At 69.2% G+C, this 15,326-nt stretch carries 8 protein-coding genes; 2 read left to right on the top strand and 6 right to left on the bottom strand.

The features are described from left to right. The first annotated feature begins 132 nt into the window (after positions 1 to 132). Entirely contained in the window at positions 133 to 729 is a 597-nt protein-coding gene (locus ACF08W_RS04750) for a hypothetical protein (protein ID WP_392278422.1), read from the top strand. A 678-nt stretch (positions 730 to 1,407) separates the two neighbouring features. Here the strand turns inward: ACF08W_RS04750 and ACF08W_RS04745 are convergent. The 3 genes from ACF08W_RS04745 to ACF08W_RS04735 form a co-directional block, all read right to left on the bottom strand. Then, complete coding sequence (locus ACF08W_RS04745) at positions 1,408 to 4,455, bottom strand: transporter substrate-binding domain-containing protein (protein WP_392278421.1); 3,048 nt, start codon at positions 4,453 to 4,455, stop codon at positions 1,408 to 1,410. Continuing rightward, the gene (locus ACF08W_RS04740) at positions 4,455 to 4,877 is read right to left on the bottom strand and encodes a hypothetical protein (protein WP_392278420.1); all 423 of its coding nucleotides are present in this window, start codon (positions 4,875 to 4,877) and stop codon (positions 4,455 to 4,457) included. Before ACF08W_RS04740 ends, ACF08W_RS04745 begins: the two co-directional genes overlap by 1 nt. Positions 4,878 to 6,827: 1,950 nt before the next feature. After that, entirely contained in the window at positions 6,828 to 7,601 is a 774-nt protein-coding gene (locus ACF08W_RS04735; protein WP_392278419.1) for a class I SAM-dependent methyltransferase, read from the bottom strand. 387 nt (positions 7,602 to 7,988) lie between these two features. Here ACF08W_RS04735 and ACF08W_RS04730 point away from each other — a divergent pair, with 387 nt between their 5' ends. Further along, a complete protein-coding gene (locus tag ACF08W_RS04730) occupies positions 7,989 to 10,154 on the top strand; it encodes a DUF4157 domain-containing protein (protein ID WP_392278418.1) in 2,166 nt (721 codons plus the stop codon). A 98-nt stretch (positions 10,155 to 10,252) separates the two neighbouring features. On the opposite strand, the gene ACF08W_RS04725 is transcribed toward ACF08W_RS04730, so the two are convergent. The 3 genes from ACF08W_RS04725 to ACF08W_RS04715 form a co-directional block, all read right to left on the bottom strand. Beyond that, complete coding sequence (locus ACF08W_RS04725) at positions 10,253 to 11,356, bottom strand: serine hydrolase domain-containing protein (protein ID WP_392278640.1); 1,104 nt, start codon at positions 11,354 to 11,356, stop codon at positions 10,253 to 10,255. 245 nt (positions 11,357 to 11,601) lie between these two features. Further along, positions 11,602 to 12,705 (bottom strand): serine hydrolase domain-containing protein, encoded by a 1,104-nt coding sequence (locus ACF08W_RS04720; RefSeq protein ID WP_392278639.1) that lies wholly within the window; start codon positions 12,703 to 12,705, stop codon positions 11,602 to 11,604. 114 nt (positions 12,706 to 12,819) lie between these two features. Further along, positions 12,820 to 15,072 (bottom strand): MMPL family transporter, encoded by a 2,253-nt coding sequence (locus ACF08W_RS04715; RefSeq protein ID WP_392278417.1) that lies wholly within the window; start codon positions 15,070 to 15,072, stop codon positions 12,820 to 12,822. Positions 15,073 to 15,326 lie beyond the last annotated feature (254 nt).

The following is a 15,326-nucleotide window of genomic DNA, read 5'->3' as shown; positions in this document are numbered from 1 at the left end:
CGGTACGAGAAGCGTCCGCCCTGACCTCGGGTCAACCTCAACAGTGATCCAGGTCACTCCCCCGGGCAGTTCGTTGTCGGACCCCGCTGTTACGTTGGCGCTGGAATCCCGCCCCGGCCCCGGAGAGAGCGCATGTACGACGAACGGCTCGCCGCCTTCTCCCGCGACCGGCTGGACGGCCGCCCAATCCCGGACGACCTGCGTGTGCTGCTGATCGCGCAGTGGGAGGGCCGCACCGACCTCGCCCGCCTTCTCGGCCTCGAATTCTTCGAGCCGGGCGAGGTCCACCCACTCCTGGACACCAGCTACCTGACCCCGCAGGAACTCGCGGACCCGGAGCTGCGGGCCGTCAACGCCGCCGCCGCGGAGATGGCCGGACACGTGAAGCTCGTGGCGAAGGGCGGAAAGGGGTGGCTCGGCTACTGGCTCCATCCCGGCGAGCCCGCGGACCGTCCCTGGCGCCTCGTGGAGCTGGACACCGAGTTCAGCTTCTGGAGACCGGCCGGCCGCACCCTGGCCGAGGGTGCCGCCGCCGACCGGGCCGCCTACCAGGACGAGCCCGACGAGCGCATCGCCTTCGCGCGACTCGCGGCCGACCTCACCGCACTGGGCCTCCCCCTGAGCACCCGGGACTACGACGCCCTGGACGACACCGAGTACGAGGTCGACCCGGAACGCCTCATGGAGGAGCTGACCGAGGCCGCACGCGAGAAGCACGGCCTCGGCTGAGCGGACCGCCCCTGCCCGCCGCCCCCACCTGACCGGGGCACCGCAGGGCCCCGAACCAGGCCGACCGGGCAGCCTCGGCCGCCCGCGCCGGGGGCAGTCCCGCCAGGGCGTGAAGACGATCCGCGAGCGCCCCGCCAGGGCACGCCCGGCCCACCCGCAGCCCTTCACGCCCGACCGGGCCGCGCCCACCGCGATGTGTCGCCGGCCTACTTGGCGCTCGACCGGGCCCGGAAGCCTGCGAGGGCCCCGTTGGACTGTTTCTGGCCCCAGGTCAACGGAAGCTTCCGGGCGACCTTGTAGCAGGTCGCCGCGTGAGGATCGAGGTCTCGTCCAGGACGACTCCGCTTCCCTTCCGGGGGATCTTCATCAGCGCGCGGTCCAGGCGTGGGGCACGGACAGCGAACAAGCCGACGGCCTCACGCACCAATCAGGAGACGGTGGTGTGGTGTATTCCGTTGCCGTCAGCAAGGTTGCCCGGCTGCTGGTCGCAGCACAGTACCGCCAGCACAAGGGCGGCGAATTTCATGGAACCCGCCACTGTGAGCCGATCTTCTTCAGATGGACGCGTATCAGATCGGCGAGGTAGTTCAAGGAAGCGCTCGACAGCGACGGGCGGTGCAGGCAAGTCCACCAGAGCCCTCGGCGCAAGGGCTGCTCTTCTTCACACCAAACTCGGAATCAGCTCTCGCACTCCGTCAGGTCAGCAGGATTTGGCGGATTCTTGGCCCCCGTCAAAGCGGTCAGGTTCTTCCTGAACATCTTCTCCCAGTCACCGCCAGACACAATATCTTTGAGTGCCGAGCACACCTCGTTCTTCAAGGCCGGCGTCTCGGAACGCATGGCCACGCCGTAGCCCCCTGCGCCAGGGATGCTATCCAGTCGTCGCACCTTGCTCGGATTGGCCCTCTCGTACCCGGCAACGGCGATGTCGTCCGAGGCCATCGCGTAGACGTCGGAAGCCGGATCCAGCAGTCTGTCCAGGCAATCCTGGTCGGTGAGGGGCTGTGCTTTCGCCATGGTGAATCCCTGCTTCGGCAGCGCCGTCTCGTACGTCGAGCCACGTGCGGTGCATACATTCACGTGCAGGCGACGCAGGTCACTGGAGTCGTCGATCGTGTACTTGGTCGGCTTCGCGCCGACCAGGAAACCCCCACTCGGTATGTAGTACGGGCCCGCGAAGTCGAGGGAGGTCGCCTTGCGGTCATCCGTGATGCTGTATGAAGCGATGACGAAGTCGACCCTTCCCGTTTCCACGTAGGCGCTCCGACTCTCACTCGTCACAGGGGAGAATTCGACCTCACGATTGCCGTACCCCATATTTCGAGCAATTGCTCGGGCCATATCGACTTCGAAGCCCGACAAGCTTTTCGTCTTCTCCTCATACATGCTCATGCCCGGCTGATCCCTCGCAACGCCGATACGCAGCAGAGGGTGCGAGACCCGCCACCGATCACCCTCGCTGTGGTCCCCGCCGCTCTGGTCCCCGCCACTCACGAGCCAGCCGGCCGTGATCAGCAGAGCTGAGCTCAGGGCGACAACAGGCAGCCCCAGCATCTTGTTGCGCCGCCGGACTGCTTGGGCGCCGGCGTTCAGGAACTTCCGCTGCAGGGCGGTGGGGTGACTGTGCCGGGTGGAGCTGGTGACCCATTCCTGGGCAAGACCGAGAGTGGACCCACGATACAGATGGGAGGGGTTTCGCCCGTCCCTGTCCCATGCATCGGCGTCCTGGGCAAGCTGTTGATGGATACGCATTCCGGACCGATCGTCGTCGATCCACTGACGCAACCGTGGCCAGGCGTGAAGCAACGCCTCATGGGTGATGTAGGCAGTTCCCGCCTCGATGGTGACCAATTGGGCTTCGACCAGCTTTTCCAGAACTTCATCCACGGTCTCCGGATGGGTCGAGTCGTGAAGTAGCTGGATGCGATTGGCTCGACGCCGGGAGTCCTGGGTGCCTTCACCGATGTGGACCAAGCTCAGCAGCAAGGATCGGGCTGCCTGCCGTTCGGCGGAATTAAAGTGACTGTAGATCGCCTCGGAGGTGTTTTCGACTGAGTTTCGGACATAGCCAGTGGCCACGTAACCGGCCACAGTCAGTGAGCGACCCTCGCGACGTTGCCATGTGGCGCGCAAGGCATGAGACAGGAGCGGCAGATACTCCGGGTCGGAGCCTTGCCCTGTGTCATCGACACCGAGATCGCGCAGCAGAATCTCAACCAGCCCTGGTTGCAATTCCAGTCCGGCGATTCGAGCAGGCTCGGCGATGGCCTCACGCAGTTCCGGGGCGGTCATCGGCCCGAGGAAGAGGGGAGTGTTGCGCACAGCGCGCCGCAGTTCAGGGTAGGTGGCACAATGGTCGTGGAAATCTGACCGCAGTCCCAGGACCACCAGTGCGGACGGCTCATCACCACCACCACTGGCGGCGGCGCACAGGGCACTGATGAACAGCTGGCGCTCACGTCTGTCCACGCACTGGGTAAAAACTTCCTCGAATTGGTCCACCACCAGCACCAGACGCGACCCGGTGATCGTCGTCCGGCCAGCTCGAGCGCGAAGCATCTCGCGGATGACGGAGGCGAGTCGAGCTGGGTCACTGTCGAGCTCTTCGCGCAGCGATGCACTCGGCACGCCGGCCAGCCGCTCCAGACGGCTGGTCAGTTCGGCCAACGGGTGCTCGGTAGGGGTCATGAGCAGGTGCGGCCATGTTCTGGCCCCCGGCATCGGCATTACCCCCTTACTCAGAGCGGACAGCAGACCTGCGGCCAGCACGGAGGACTTGCCGGCCCCGGAGGGGCCCGTGAGGACCAACGGGTCGGTTGTGTCCATACACCCAGCCAGCCTTCCGGCGAGCTCGGTAATCACATGCTCCCGGCCGAAGAACCACTGTGCCTGGCTGGGAGTGAACGCGGCCAGGCCCGGATAGGGGCACGTTTGAGGTATCGAATCCTCCCGCGCTCGTTCCGGCGCGGGCGACAGAAGCGGCGGCCGGTAGGCAGGGTTCGGACACAACACCAAGTCGTCGATCCACTCGCTCGCACGGTGGCGGGGACGCGGAAAGCCTCGCACGGGCAGCGTTCGGTCCAGGTAGCGATAGGCCTGTCGTAGCGTCAGCTGTTGCGGGCCTTCCGGGTCGCCATCGGAGAGCAGACGGATGAACTCACCGGTGAAGGCGGTGTGAGGGGCGCCTGGCGTGGCCAGCGCCAGCTCATCCCGGGCTGCCGCGGCCAGGACGTACCCGCCGTGGACCCGAGCCAGGTCCACCTCCTGGTCCTCGATGCTCCCCAGGACACCCACGGCCCTCCCCGAAAAGCAGCAGTCGAGTACAACGATGATGGACCGGGCCCGAGTTTCGAGCAGGGATCCACGCAACGCCGTGTAGGCCAGCGCGGTGTATGCCACCCGGCCCGGGCGGGCATCAGTGGCGACGGTGGCCAGATACAGTTCGCCAGCGGGGTTGACCAGCCCGTGGCCCACGTAGTAGATCCACAGCACTCCCTCAGCAAGCTCGGCCTCCTCAGCGATGGCAATCCCCAACTCGGTCGGATTTGCCGGGTCGCGGACCACTCGCAGGTTTTCCTCAGCCAGTCCGCAGCGCTCGACCAGCACCTGCCCCAGATCGGCCAAGGTGCCCATCACCGCCGGCACCGGCGGCAGGCCGGATGTCTCGCTGTGGGAGCTGGTGCCGATCAGAAGCACCCGAGTTCCGGGCGCACTCAGGCTGGTCATCAAGATTGCGATCGAGGCGATACAGCCGGATCGGCCTCATCAGCCACGACCGAGTTGGGATCGCCCTCCAGCGTCCTGGCCAACTCGGCGACCAGTTCCCGTACCTCTGCTACATCCGTTCCACGTACCCGCTGAGCCGAGACCTCTACGCTCGTCCCGTCCGGCCGGGTCAGTTTGCACGCGACCTCGCCGGTGCGGTGCCGCATCCATGCGATGACAGCGCTCGCCAGCACCGCGGACACCCCGCCTGGGGCCAGGGCGATGGTGAGCATCTCCGGGATCGCGCCGAGAGCGCCAGTCGGCGGCGGCGATTGCATCAACCGTACCCGGCCCCGGAGTTCCTCCTCGACTGTCAGCCACTCGTGCAGGGGACGCAGCTCATCCGCCACACCTGCCCCAGTGATCACAACACTCACGTTCATTCCCAGCTCCCCTGCAATCCGAAACTCATGACGGCCTTTCCTCATCCGCAGGCAAAGGCCAGGCCCTTATACCCACTCCGACACCTCGCCACGGAGTTGCCAACATTAACGGTAAACCGTTGCACACAAAGCGACTTGAGGACGCAAGGTCGCCACCTGATCTCATTGACACGTGTTGGTGGTACGTAATCCCCGCACCAAATCGACCACTCAGGGGGGATACGTGGCAGGTATACGCCGGCCCGCCCCACAAAGGACTCAGATGGCTGTTTGCCTCGGCCGTTTCACCGGCTTGGGTCGCCGAGTCCGCTCTTAAGGCTGACAGCTAGGGCGGCTCGGTTTTGCCACCCGCACGAGGACGCACCCTTCGAGGTTCACCCACGGTGCACTTCTTGGATTGAGGCGACCGGAGATCAGCGCCTGTAATCGAACTCTGGACCGCGCGGCCGAATATGGAGTTCCCTGGCAGGCTGAGATAAAGCAGGTGACCGAGACACTGAGCTTCTTCACCTGTCGACAACCGAAGTGAGCGATCACTCTGGTCAAGGCCCTACTGGTGCTGACGATCCGCGAAGTTGCCCAGTGACCGATGATCCTTGCCGAAGCCGTCCGCCTGCTACCAGTACGAGCACACAGACCGCGGGCACACACCAGTCCCTGACTAGCAACTTCAGAACGCACAATACTCAGTGCGCGTCAACGGGACAACGCCGCGGGTTGGCCCCATACCTGGACGGGGGACCGTCGCGTCGGGGTTCCTGTTCGACGCGGTCCGGTGCACGTCGGAGAACGCGCGACGACGGGGACCGGTACGGGCCCTGCAGGTGGTGCGCGCCCGACAACACGATCCTGGCATTCCGGCGCGTAGGTCCACGCCGCGAAGCCGTTCGGGATGACACCGCGCGACGCGAGACGCGCGGCCGAACAGGTCGACACGCGCCGCGGGGTGTCTCGGGGGCCGCTCGACAACGGCGCTCCGCTCGGATTCAGCATGACCATGGAGAGCGGGGCCGTCGCGGAGTGGACCGTACGCCCCGTGCGCCATGTCGAACTCCATGTACCGATCCACCACAAGCAAAGGCTGTACGCAAACGGAGCCAGCCCTATGAGTCCGCAGGTCTTTGCCGAGGCACCCCGCATGACACCTCCCCCGACGGCAGAACTCGCCCGACTCGTCGAGCACGGCGGCACGGCCTGACTGACTTCCTGGAACCACCGACGCGAACATCTCGGGCTGAGCATCGTCGCCGGTGAAGACATCACCGCCAAGCCTCCGCCTCTCGCTTACACCTCGCCGATCGGCCTGCCCACCGGCCCCGGGCCAGCCGAACTGCGGCCTCCGAACTGGTTCGACTGGGCACTGTGGTCCGGCTCACCAATCCATCGTTGTGGGAAGCGATCGTGGGCGCCGTGCTCCGCCAGGTCGTGCGTGCCGAGCAGACCGTCCGGAGCACCAGGCGTTCCGCTCCACGTAGGAGCGCCGGTTCGACACGGCGGGCGGCGAACTCTCCGTAGTTCCCAGCGCCGAGACGGTACTCGGCATCTCACCCGACAAGTTCACCGTTGCCGGCACGGAGTTCAACCGCACCGCGCTGCGCGCCGCCGCCGCCGCGACGTACCTCGACTGGGGCGAGCAGTGGCCCATCCTCGCCCCGGACACCCTGATCAAAGAACTCGTTGAAGTGCCTCGCATCGGCCCGTGGACCGCAGCCGCGGCAACGGCAACGGCCGACTACAGGGGCAACTTTTCCGTCTACCCGCACAGCGACATCGCCGTGCGGGTAGGCCCGTAGGGCGGCTCCTGGTCTTGATCTCTGCGGGCCGAGGGCGAGTTCCGGGTCCGGTGGCGCCAATGGGCCCCGACACGTACACAGCTCCCCCTGCCTCTCTGCACTCCCACCTGGGGAGGCAACCAGCTCGGTCCGGTCTGGTTCGGACCAGACCGGGTCGCTAGGCGGCGGCGCGACGGAACAGCGCGGTCCACAGGAACGGCACACCGAAGAGCGGTGACTCGGCCGACTCCTCGCGCATCCGGCGCATTTCGATCTCCTCCAGACCGGAGAAGATCCGGCGCAGCGCCTCGGGCGAATAGGCGAGGCCGCCGTGCAGTCGGCGTTCGCGGTAGAAGTCGGCGTCGGGGAGTTCCGATCCCATTCCCCCGTCACCGGCGGCGAAGCAGCTGAGGACAAGATGGCCGCCGGGGGCCAGGACGCGGTCGAGGAGGTGTAGGTAGCTGATGCGGCGGTGCGGGGGCAGGTGGTGGAAGCACCCGGAGTCGACGACCAGGTCGTACGGGCCGTCCAGCACGTCGGCGGGGAGGGTGAAGGCGTTGCCACAGAGGAAGCGGATGTCGGCCCCGGCCTCCCGGGCCCGGTCCTTCGCCCAGGCGACGGCCACCGGGGAGAGGTCGAGCGCGTCCACCTCGAAGCCGTTCGAGGCGAGGTACAGGGCGTTGCGGCCCGGCCCGCACCCCAGGTCGAGGGCGCGGCCGGGAGCGAGCAGGCCGCGCTCCACATGGGCGGCCAGATTCTCGTCCGGCTTCGGTACGAAGAACGGGGCCGGGCCGGACCGGTCGGCGTAGAAGCGGTCCCAGAAGTCCTTGCCGTCACCGGTCGCCAGACGACCGGCCCCGGGCTCGGGGCAAGTTTCGGTCTCGGCTTCGGCTTCGAACAGTCCGTCCAGGAGCGTGAGAACGTCCTCGACGGTGCGTACGGTCCGGTCCATCCGGCCCCCCTTTCGACCGAGGCCAATTCTAGGAACGGCCGAGCCAAAAGTGCAGGTCACGAGGTGTTTCACCGAGCCCCACCGGGCTGCCGCACGCCCCGGAGAAGCCCGCGCGGGGCAGCGGCGGCCCAGGGCTCCGGGACGCGTCCCCCATCGGGCCGGAGCACCTCGCCGGGGCCGGGAAGGCCCCGTTCACGGCCGCGCCCGGACGACTGTTTCGACGAGTTTCCCGTACGACCGGACCCGCGCCCGTCGCCGCACTAACGCCCCTGTGAACGGCCGGGGTTGGCCCGCGGTCTGCCCGTTCCGTCCTTTCCTCCCGCCGGTTCCTGCGGCAGAGTCGCGTTCCGAGGCGGTGCAAGCGATCTCGTGCGAATGGATTCCTCCATGCGGTACACCCCGAAGTCCCGCCGGAACGACGGCCCCGGCCCCCATTCCGGCCCCGGCCCAGGCCCCGGCCGCGACCACGAACGCACCGGTCCGGAAGGCACCGTTCGCGCCCCCGCCACGCTTCCGGCCGCCCCGGTCTCCGCCCCGCCCGGCTCCCTGGACGACTTGCAACGTACGTACGGCAACGCCGCCGTCGCCCGCATGATCGAGGGCGAGCGGAACCGGGCGGACGCCGACCAGGGCCACGATGCCGTCCGCGAGGCCGTGAGAACGGCCGGGCGTGGCGGCACCCGGCTGCCGGGCGGCATGCGGGCGACCATGGAGCGGGCCTTCGGTGCCGATCTCGGCCACCTCAGGGTCTCGGTCGACGCGCGGACCACCGCGGCCATCGACGCGAAGGCGTACACCGTCGGCGACAACATCGTCGTGCAGAACGCGAGCGTCCTGCGCGACATGGGGACGATGGCCCACGAGATCCACCACACCACGCAGCGCGGCGCACCCGCCGGGCTCAGCGACCCCGGCGACCGGTGGGAGCGCGAGGCCGCCGAGGTCGGCGACCGCGTCGCCCGCGGCGGGAGCGCCCACCCCCACGCCACGACCGGCGGCGAGGACCGTGGGAACGGCGCCGGCCACCGGGACGCGGTCCAGCGCCACGTCGGCTTCGAGTTCGAGTCGCAGTGGCGCATGCGCGACCACAACGACCTGACCCAGGCGGACGAAGAGAGCTACCAGAACGAGATCGTGGAGCGCGAGGCCGTCCGCCACGCGCAGATCATGGTGACGCTCGCCGGAAAGTCGGCCGACGCGAAACGCCTCCTGGACGAGACCGAACAGAGCGCGTCCGAGACGGATCTGATGCGCAGGTGGCTCACCCCGGCACCCCCGGACCGCCCCTACGAACGCCGGCTCACCGACGAGGGCGCGGGGCGGCTCCGACGACTGCGGCAGGAGGCCCCCGACACGTACGAGCAGCTCATGGCGGACGGCGAGACCGCGCTGCTCAGGAACAACGCGATCCGGGAGACCCCCATACCCGGCCGGGACGTCCCCAAGATGGGTGTGGTCGGCGGCGGCACGAAGTACCAGCTCACCTCGGACGTCAGCCCCACGGGCGGCTCGGCCCTGGAATGGGTGACCGATCCGCTGGACAGCAAGGACGAGGTCGTCGAGGTGATGAACACGATCACCAAGGTCTCCAGCGCCCTGGACGCCAGGCAGGCGGAGACGTCCTTCCCGCTCGACGGCATCCGGGTGGCGGGCTTCGAAGCGCAGTCCGGGATCATGGTGTTCCCGCTGCGCGGCCCCCTCCTCTACGAACCGCAGACGACCGGCGGCTTCAAGCTCGATCAGCTGCCCCGGTTCCTGGAGTACCTGGAGGTGCCGAAGAAGCCGTCCAACCCCTTCAAGCGCCCGGCCCACCGACAGCGCAAGCAGGCCGGCGAGGACCTGCACCGGACCGCCCTCACCAAGGTCACCAAGATCCGTCTGGCGGCCGAGGAGCTGGCCAAGGAGCTGCCCAGGGAGAGCATCGGGGACGCATCGACGGACGGCCTGGTCGGCCTGGTCTCCCTGATCGGCAGCTACCTCCATTACGGCGCCAAGCTGGAGGAGAACCCCAACTCGAAGTCGATCGCGGGCGGACTGATGTCCCGCACCTCCTTCGCCCACAACTTCGCGCTGCTGCCCGGCCCGCTCCAGGCGTACTTCCGCGAGGACCCGAACAGGTTCGTCGCGTTCGCCCTCAGGGCGGTCGGATTCCCCGAGGACGGGAGCGCCCAGCTGTACGCCAAGCCCGTCGCGCGCGGGGACGCCGGCGACCGCGAGACGAAGCAGATCACGCTGACCCGGGCCGAATGGCTGAAGGGCATCCCGGCCGGCAAGGACCTGCTGCGGAACTTCGCGCACCTGAACGACGAGGAGAAGGAGCAGGTCGGCGACCGCGAGGAGGAGTGGGACTACGTCCACCCGTCGCTCGGCAAGCTGGGCACGGTGGAGGACCAGGTGGGCAGGCCGGGCGAACAGGAACTCGCTCTGGTCGCCGAACTGCGCCGCATGAAGCAGGACATCCCCACCGCAGCCATCAAGCCCTTCGCCCTCGCCGCCTTCGGCCTGATCCAGCGCCTGAACGAGCGGAAGACCCTCAAGTACAAGAAGAAGTAGGGCCGCGGTCTCACCGGCCCGTCCTCCCGCCCACCTCCTTCTCCGCCCCGGTTCCGGGCCTGTTCCGGGCCTGTTCCGGGCCTGTTCCCCGCCCGGGGTCAGCGGCACAGTGCCGTGTCGACGGCGGCCTCCACGTGCCGGGAGGCCGCGCCCGTCGGGGTGGTGGTCACCGCGACGGTGGCGGCGCGTCCGTCCTCCGTGACGCCTCCTCGTGTCCGGTACCCGAGGGCGGTTCCGCCGTGGCCCCAGTAGACGCCACCGCACGACAGTGGCGTACTGGTCAGGCCCAGGCCGTAGCGGACGCCGGGGCCGCGTTCCTCCGCGGGGACGGTGGTGCGCATCTCGGCGAGCTGGGCCGGGGGCAGGAGCTTGCCGCCGAGGAGGGCGGCGAAGAAGCGGTAGAGGTCGCTGTTGGTGGAGACCACCGCGCCTGCGGCCCAGGCCATGGACATGTCCATGGTGGTGTAGTCGACCAGGGGCCCGTCGTCCGTTTCCCGTTCGTAGCCCTTGGGGTGGGGCTCGTGGACGGTCGTCTCTCCGGGGGCGGGGAAGTGGGTGTGGCGCAGCCCGATGCGGTCGATGATGCGTCGGCCGATCTCCTCGCCCACGGGGCGGCCGGTGACCTTCTGGATGATCAGGCCCGCGACCAGGTAGTTCGTGTTGTTGTACTCCCACTTCTCCCCCGGCGCGAAGTGGGCCTTCTGCGCGAGCGCACCGTCGATGAGCTCGCGCGGCTCGAAGTACCGGTACCGGACGGCGGGGAAGTCCTCGAAGACGGGGGCCGCCATGTATTCGGGAAGTCCGCTGGTGTGCTGGAGGAGTTGGCGGACGGTGATGTGGCGGCCGTCGATCCCGTCACCGCGCAGCAGGCCGGGCAGGTAGGTGTCGACGGGGGCGTCCAGGGCGACCTTCTTCTCGGCCACCAACTGGAGCACCACCACCGCCGTGAACGCCTTGGTGTTGCTGCCCGCCCGCACCTGCCCGTCCTTCGGTACCTTCGCCCCGGTCTTCAGATCACCGACACCCGCCGTGTAGACGCGCGTCCGGCCCTCCCGGTCCGTGACGGTGGCCAGCGCGGCAGGCACCCGGTCCTCGCGCACCAACGTGTCCAAGCTCTTCTGAACCGTGTCCGGCCTGGCGGCGGACGCCGCGGACGGGAACAGCGCACCGGCGACCATGACCGCCCCGGTCAGCACCGACATCGCCAGCAGGACTCTGCGCCGACCACCCGGCTTGAGCGGGGGACGAGACCTCGGCGGGACACATACATCCATGGGGCAACTCCTTTGGTGACGGTGAAGAGCGGTCGAAGAGTGGGGCGGCGGCGCGCCCCGGCGCGGACCGCCGGCCCCGCCCGCGTCGGGCATCTGTGCCCACAGGGCGGGGCCGGCGGTCATCCCGGCCGTCCCGGTTGATCCGGTTGATCCGGCTGGTCAGGTGGGAGCCGTCAGCGGCACAGGGTCGTTTCGACGGCGGCCTGCGCCTGCTCCTCGGTGGCGCTGTCGGCCGGTATGGCGGTCAGCGCGATGTTGACCGCGCGGCCGTCCTCCGTGACACCGCCCAGGGTGGCGTATCCCGGGATGGTGCCGCCGTGGCCCCAGTAGACGCCGCCGCACGGCAACTGCCGGCTGGCCAGGCCCAGCCCATAGCGGTAACCCGGGTCCGACGGATCCACGGGGACGGTGGTGCGCATCTGGGCGAGCTGGGCCGGGGGCAGGAGCCTGCCGCCGAGGAGAGCGGTGTAGAAGCGGTTGAGGTCGCTGTTGGTGGAGATCACCGCGCCTGCGGCCCCACCCCACGACGGGTCGAGTTCGGTGACCTCGCGCCAGGGCGAGCCGGGCGCGTCCCGGTGGTAGCCCTTGGGGTGGGACTCCTCGATGGTCATGTCCCCGGGGGTGGGGAAGTAGGTGTGGCGCAGCCCGATGCGGTCGACGACGCGCCGGTTGATCTCCTCACCCAGCGGGCGGCCGGTGACCTTCTGGACGATGAGGCCCGCGACCAGGTAGTTCGTGTTGCTGTACTCCCACTTCTCCCCCGGCGCGAAGTGGGCCTTCTGCGCGAGGGCGGCGTCGAGGAGCTCGCGCGGCTCGTAGTACCTCTGCGGATCCTTGAGGATCGCGGGCTTGTCCAGGTATTCCGGAAGTCCGCTGGTGTGCTGGAGGAGTTGGCGGACGGTGATGTGGCGGCCGTCGATCCCGTCACCGCGCAGCAGGCCGGGCAGGTAGGTGTCGACGGGGGCGTCCAGGGCGACCTTCTTCTCGGCCACCAACTGGAGCACCACCACCGCCGTGAACGCCTTGGTGTTGCTGCCCGCCCGCACCTGCCCGTCCTTCGGTACCTTCGCCCCGGTCTTCAGATCACCGACACCCGCCGTGTAGACGCGCGTCCGGCCCTCCCGGTCCGTGACGGTGGCCAGCGCGGCAGGCACCCGGTCCTCGCGCACCAACGTGTCCAAGCTCTTCTGAACCGTGTCCGGCCTGGCGGCGGACGCCGCGGACGGGAACAGCGCACCGGCGACCATGACCGCCCCGGTCAGCACCGTCACGGCCATCAGGACCTTGCGCCGACCACCCCGCGAGAGCGCGGGACGGAACTTCGGCGAAACCGGCGAGACCGGCGATACATGTGCGTACATGGAACTACTCCTGTCGGTAGGGGAACAGCGTCAGTGGGTCGGGGAGAGGTGGTCGTGGTGCGACGGGCCTGCCGGTGACTCGTCCTGGCGGCCCTGGTGGCGGCCCTGGTGGCGGCCCTGGTGGCTTCCCTTGGGGCGTCCCGGGCGGACGGGCCACCACGTGGCCCGGCCCAGGAGCGCGACGAGCGCGGGTACCAGCACGATCGAGACGACGAAGGCGGAGAGCATGATGCCGAGCGCCGTCGCGAAGCCGATCTGCTGCGTGCCGGGGTCGGAGTTGGCGCCGAGGCTCCCGAAGGACGCGGCGAGGACGACACCGGCCGTGGCGACGGCGGGAGCGGTGTGGCGCACGGCGCGGGCGACGGCGGCGCGGGCCGGCCCCGGCCGGTCCATCTCCTCGCGGATGCGGTCGCTGATCAGGATGTTGTAGTCGGTGCCGAGCGCGACGACGAAGAGGAACAGCACCAGCGGCAGGATGAAGCCGACCCCCGGCCGGTCGAGGAGGTGCTGGAAGAACAGGGCCGACGCGCCGAGGGTGGCGGCGAAGCCGAGGCCCACGGCGACCATGAGCACGGCCGGGGCGAGCAGGCTGCGCAGCAGGACGATCAGGATGAGCGCGATCAGCGCGGCGGCGACCGGGAACACGGTCCTCAGGTCGTGGCCGACGGCGGTGGAGATGTCCGCGAAGACCGCGGCGGTACCGCCGACATGGGCCTGCGCGCCGGGAGGTGTGTGGTCGGCGACGGTGGCGCGGACGGGGCCGGACACGAGGTCGCGGGCCCGTTGGCTCCGGGTGTCGACGGTGAGGTGGACGTCGATACGGGCGGCGGTGCGGTCCTTGGTGAAGACGGTCTCGCCGACCCGGCCGACGCCGTCGACCCCGGCCAGGGCCTTGGGCAGCGCGGCGAGTCCCCGGTCGGTCAGCGTGGCGCCGTCCTTCGCGGTGACGTAGACCGTGGCCGGATCGGACACACCGGCGGGCAGGGAGCGGGCGATCTCGGCGGCGGTGACGGCCGCCGGGGTGTCCTGGCCGCCGGACGTCTGGCCGAAGTCCATCCGCATGCCGACGAGTCCGGTGGCCAGCGCGCCGAGCAGTGCGACGGAGGCGACGATCAGCGTGAGCGGGCGGCGGGCGACCAGATCGCCGACGCTCGCGGCCTTGCCGGTGCGCGGCTCCCGCCCGAGCGAGCGGGACGGCCAGAACATCGCGCGTCCGGTGGCCGCGAGCAGTGCGGGCATCAGGGTGAGGCCGGCGAGGAGCATGACGAGTACCGAGACGGCGATGGCCGGGCCGAGCACCCGGAACTGCCCGAAGGTCGCGATGCCGAGCGTGGCGAAGGCGGCGACGATGGTGAGCGCCGCGGAGGTGATCGCCGTGCCGACCCGGGCGCTCACCTCCGCGGCGACGGCACGGGCCGACACGTCGGGGCGGGCCCGGAGCTGTTCCCGGAAGCGGAAGAGCAGGAACAGGAAGTAGTCGACGCCGATGCCGATCAGGACGACGCCGATCATGCGCGGGGTGGACGGGTCGAGGTCGATGCCGGCGAGCATCGAGGTGCCCACGACCACACCTCCCGCCGCGCCCGCGACGACGGCGACCGCGATCAGGGGGACGAAGGCGGCCAGCGCGCTGCGGAACACCAGGATGTGGATCAGGACGATCAGACCGAGCATGAGGGCGCCGACGACCGTCGCGGTGGTCTCCTCCGCCTCGGCCGTGTCGACGAGGTCGGCCAGGCCGCCGGTGAATCCGGTGCGCATCCCGGCATCGGCGAACTCGTCCTTCGTCCCGTCCCGGAAGGCCCGGTAGAGGTCGTGCAGGCCGGGGTCCGTGCTGTTGCCGGTCAGCTGCGCGGAGAGCAGCTCGAAGCCGCGGTCCGGCGCGACCATGGCGGGAGTGACCTTCGGGGTCTGGGAGTAGTCCTCGTACATGAACGAGGGCGTGTCGTCCTCCGGCTTGGGCATCTCGACGTGCCGGCGGCCCAGCTCCTCGGCGACCTCGCCGATGCGCCGCTGGTCGGCCCGGGTGAGGGGCTTGCCGTCCTGCCTGCCGACGAGCACGGTGACCGCGTTGGCGTCGGACTTCACCCCGAACTTCTCCTCGGCGACCTTCAGCGCGGCCGCCGAGTCGTACTGCGCGGGCAGGAAGTCCCCGTTCCCGGTCCGTGTGACCTTGAAGACCAGCGCCTGGGCGAGCAGGGTGAGGAAGATGCCCACCACCGCCCAGAGGGCGATGACCTTCCACGGGTTGCGGGTGGAGAACCCGGTCAGGGCGCGGATCACGGTGTTCTCCAACGGTGGGTGGGATGCGGCGTTTTCGGCACAGGAAAAGCTCATCACCGCGGAACGCGCGGATCGTCCGAGTACGGGACGAGAAGCGGCCTGGGAGCGTGGGCCGGGGGTGGCCGCCGACCAGGACCCTGGTCCCAGGCCGAGGGTCGGCCCGGGGGCCCGGGAGGCGCCCGGATCCCGGTGCGAGACTGGATCGCGGGCGGCAGGCGTGCCGCACCGGTGGCGGCTGGTGAGTACGGCCCGGT

Source organism: Streptomyces sp. NPDC015144 (assembly GCF_043079735.1).
In the GTDB taxonomy this organism is placed as follows: domain Bacteria; phylum Actinomycetota; class Actinomycetes; order Streptomycetales; family Streptomycetaceae; genus Streptomyces.
This window is presented reverse-complemented; position numbering and strand designations above follow the sequence as displayed.

What these genes read in the sequence shown, in the direction of transcription:
- ACF08W_RS04750 (WP_392278422.1), top strand. Translation starts at nt 133, where the DNA reads ATGTACGACGAACGGCTCGCCGCCTTCTCCCGCGACCGGCTGGACGGC.
- ACF08W_RS04745 (WP_392278421.1), bottom strand. Translation starts at nt 4,455, where the DNA reads ATGACCAGCCTGAGTGCGCCCGGAACTCGGGTGCTTCTGATCGGCACC.
- ACF08W_RS04740 (WP_392278420.1), bottom strand. Translation starts at nt 4,877, where the DNA reads ATGAACGTGAGTGTTGTGATCACTGGGGCAGGTGTGGCGGATGAGCTG.
- ACF08W_RS04735 (WP_392278419.1), bottom strand. Translation starts at nt 7,601, where the DNA reads ATGGACCGGACCGTACGCACCGTCGAGGACGTTCTCACGCTCCTGGAC.
- ACF08W_RS04730 (WP_392278418.1), top strand. Translation starts at nt 7,989, where the DNA reads ATGCGGTACACCCCGAAGTCCCGCCGGAACGACGGCCCCGGCCCCCAT.
- ACF08W_RS04725 (WP_392278640.1), bottom strand. Translation starts at nt 11,356, where the DNA reads ATGTCGGTGCTGACCGGGGCGGTCATGGTCGCCGGTGCGCTGTTCCCG.
- ACF08W_RS04720 (WP_392278639.1), bottom strand. Translation starts at nt 12,705, where the DNA reads ATGGCCGTGACGGTGCTGACCGGGGCGGTCATGGTCGCCGGTGCGCTG.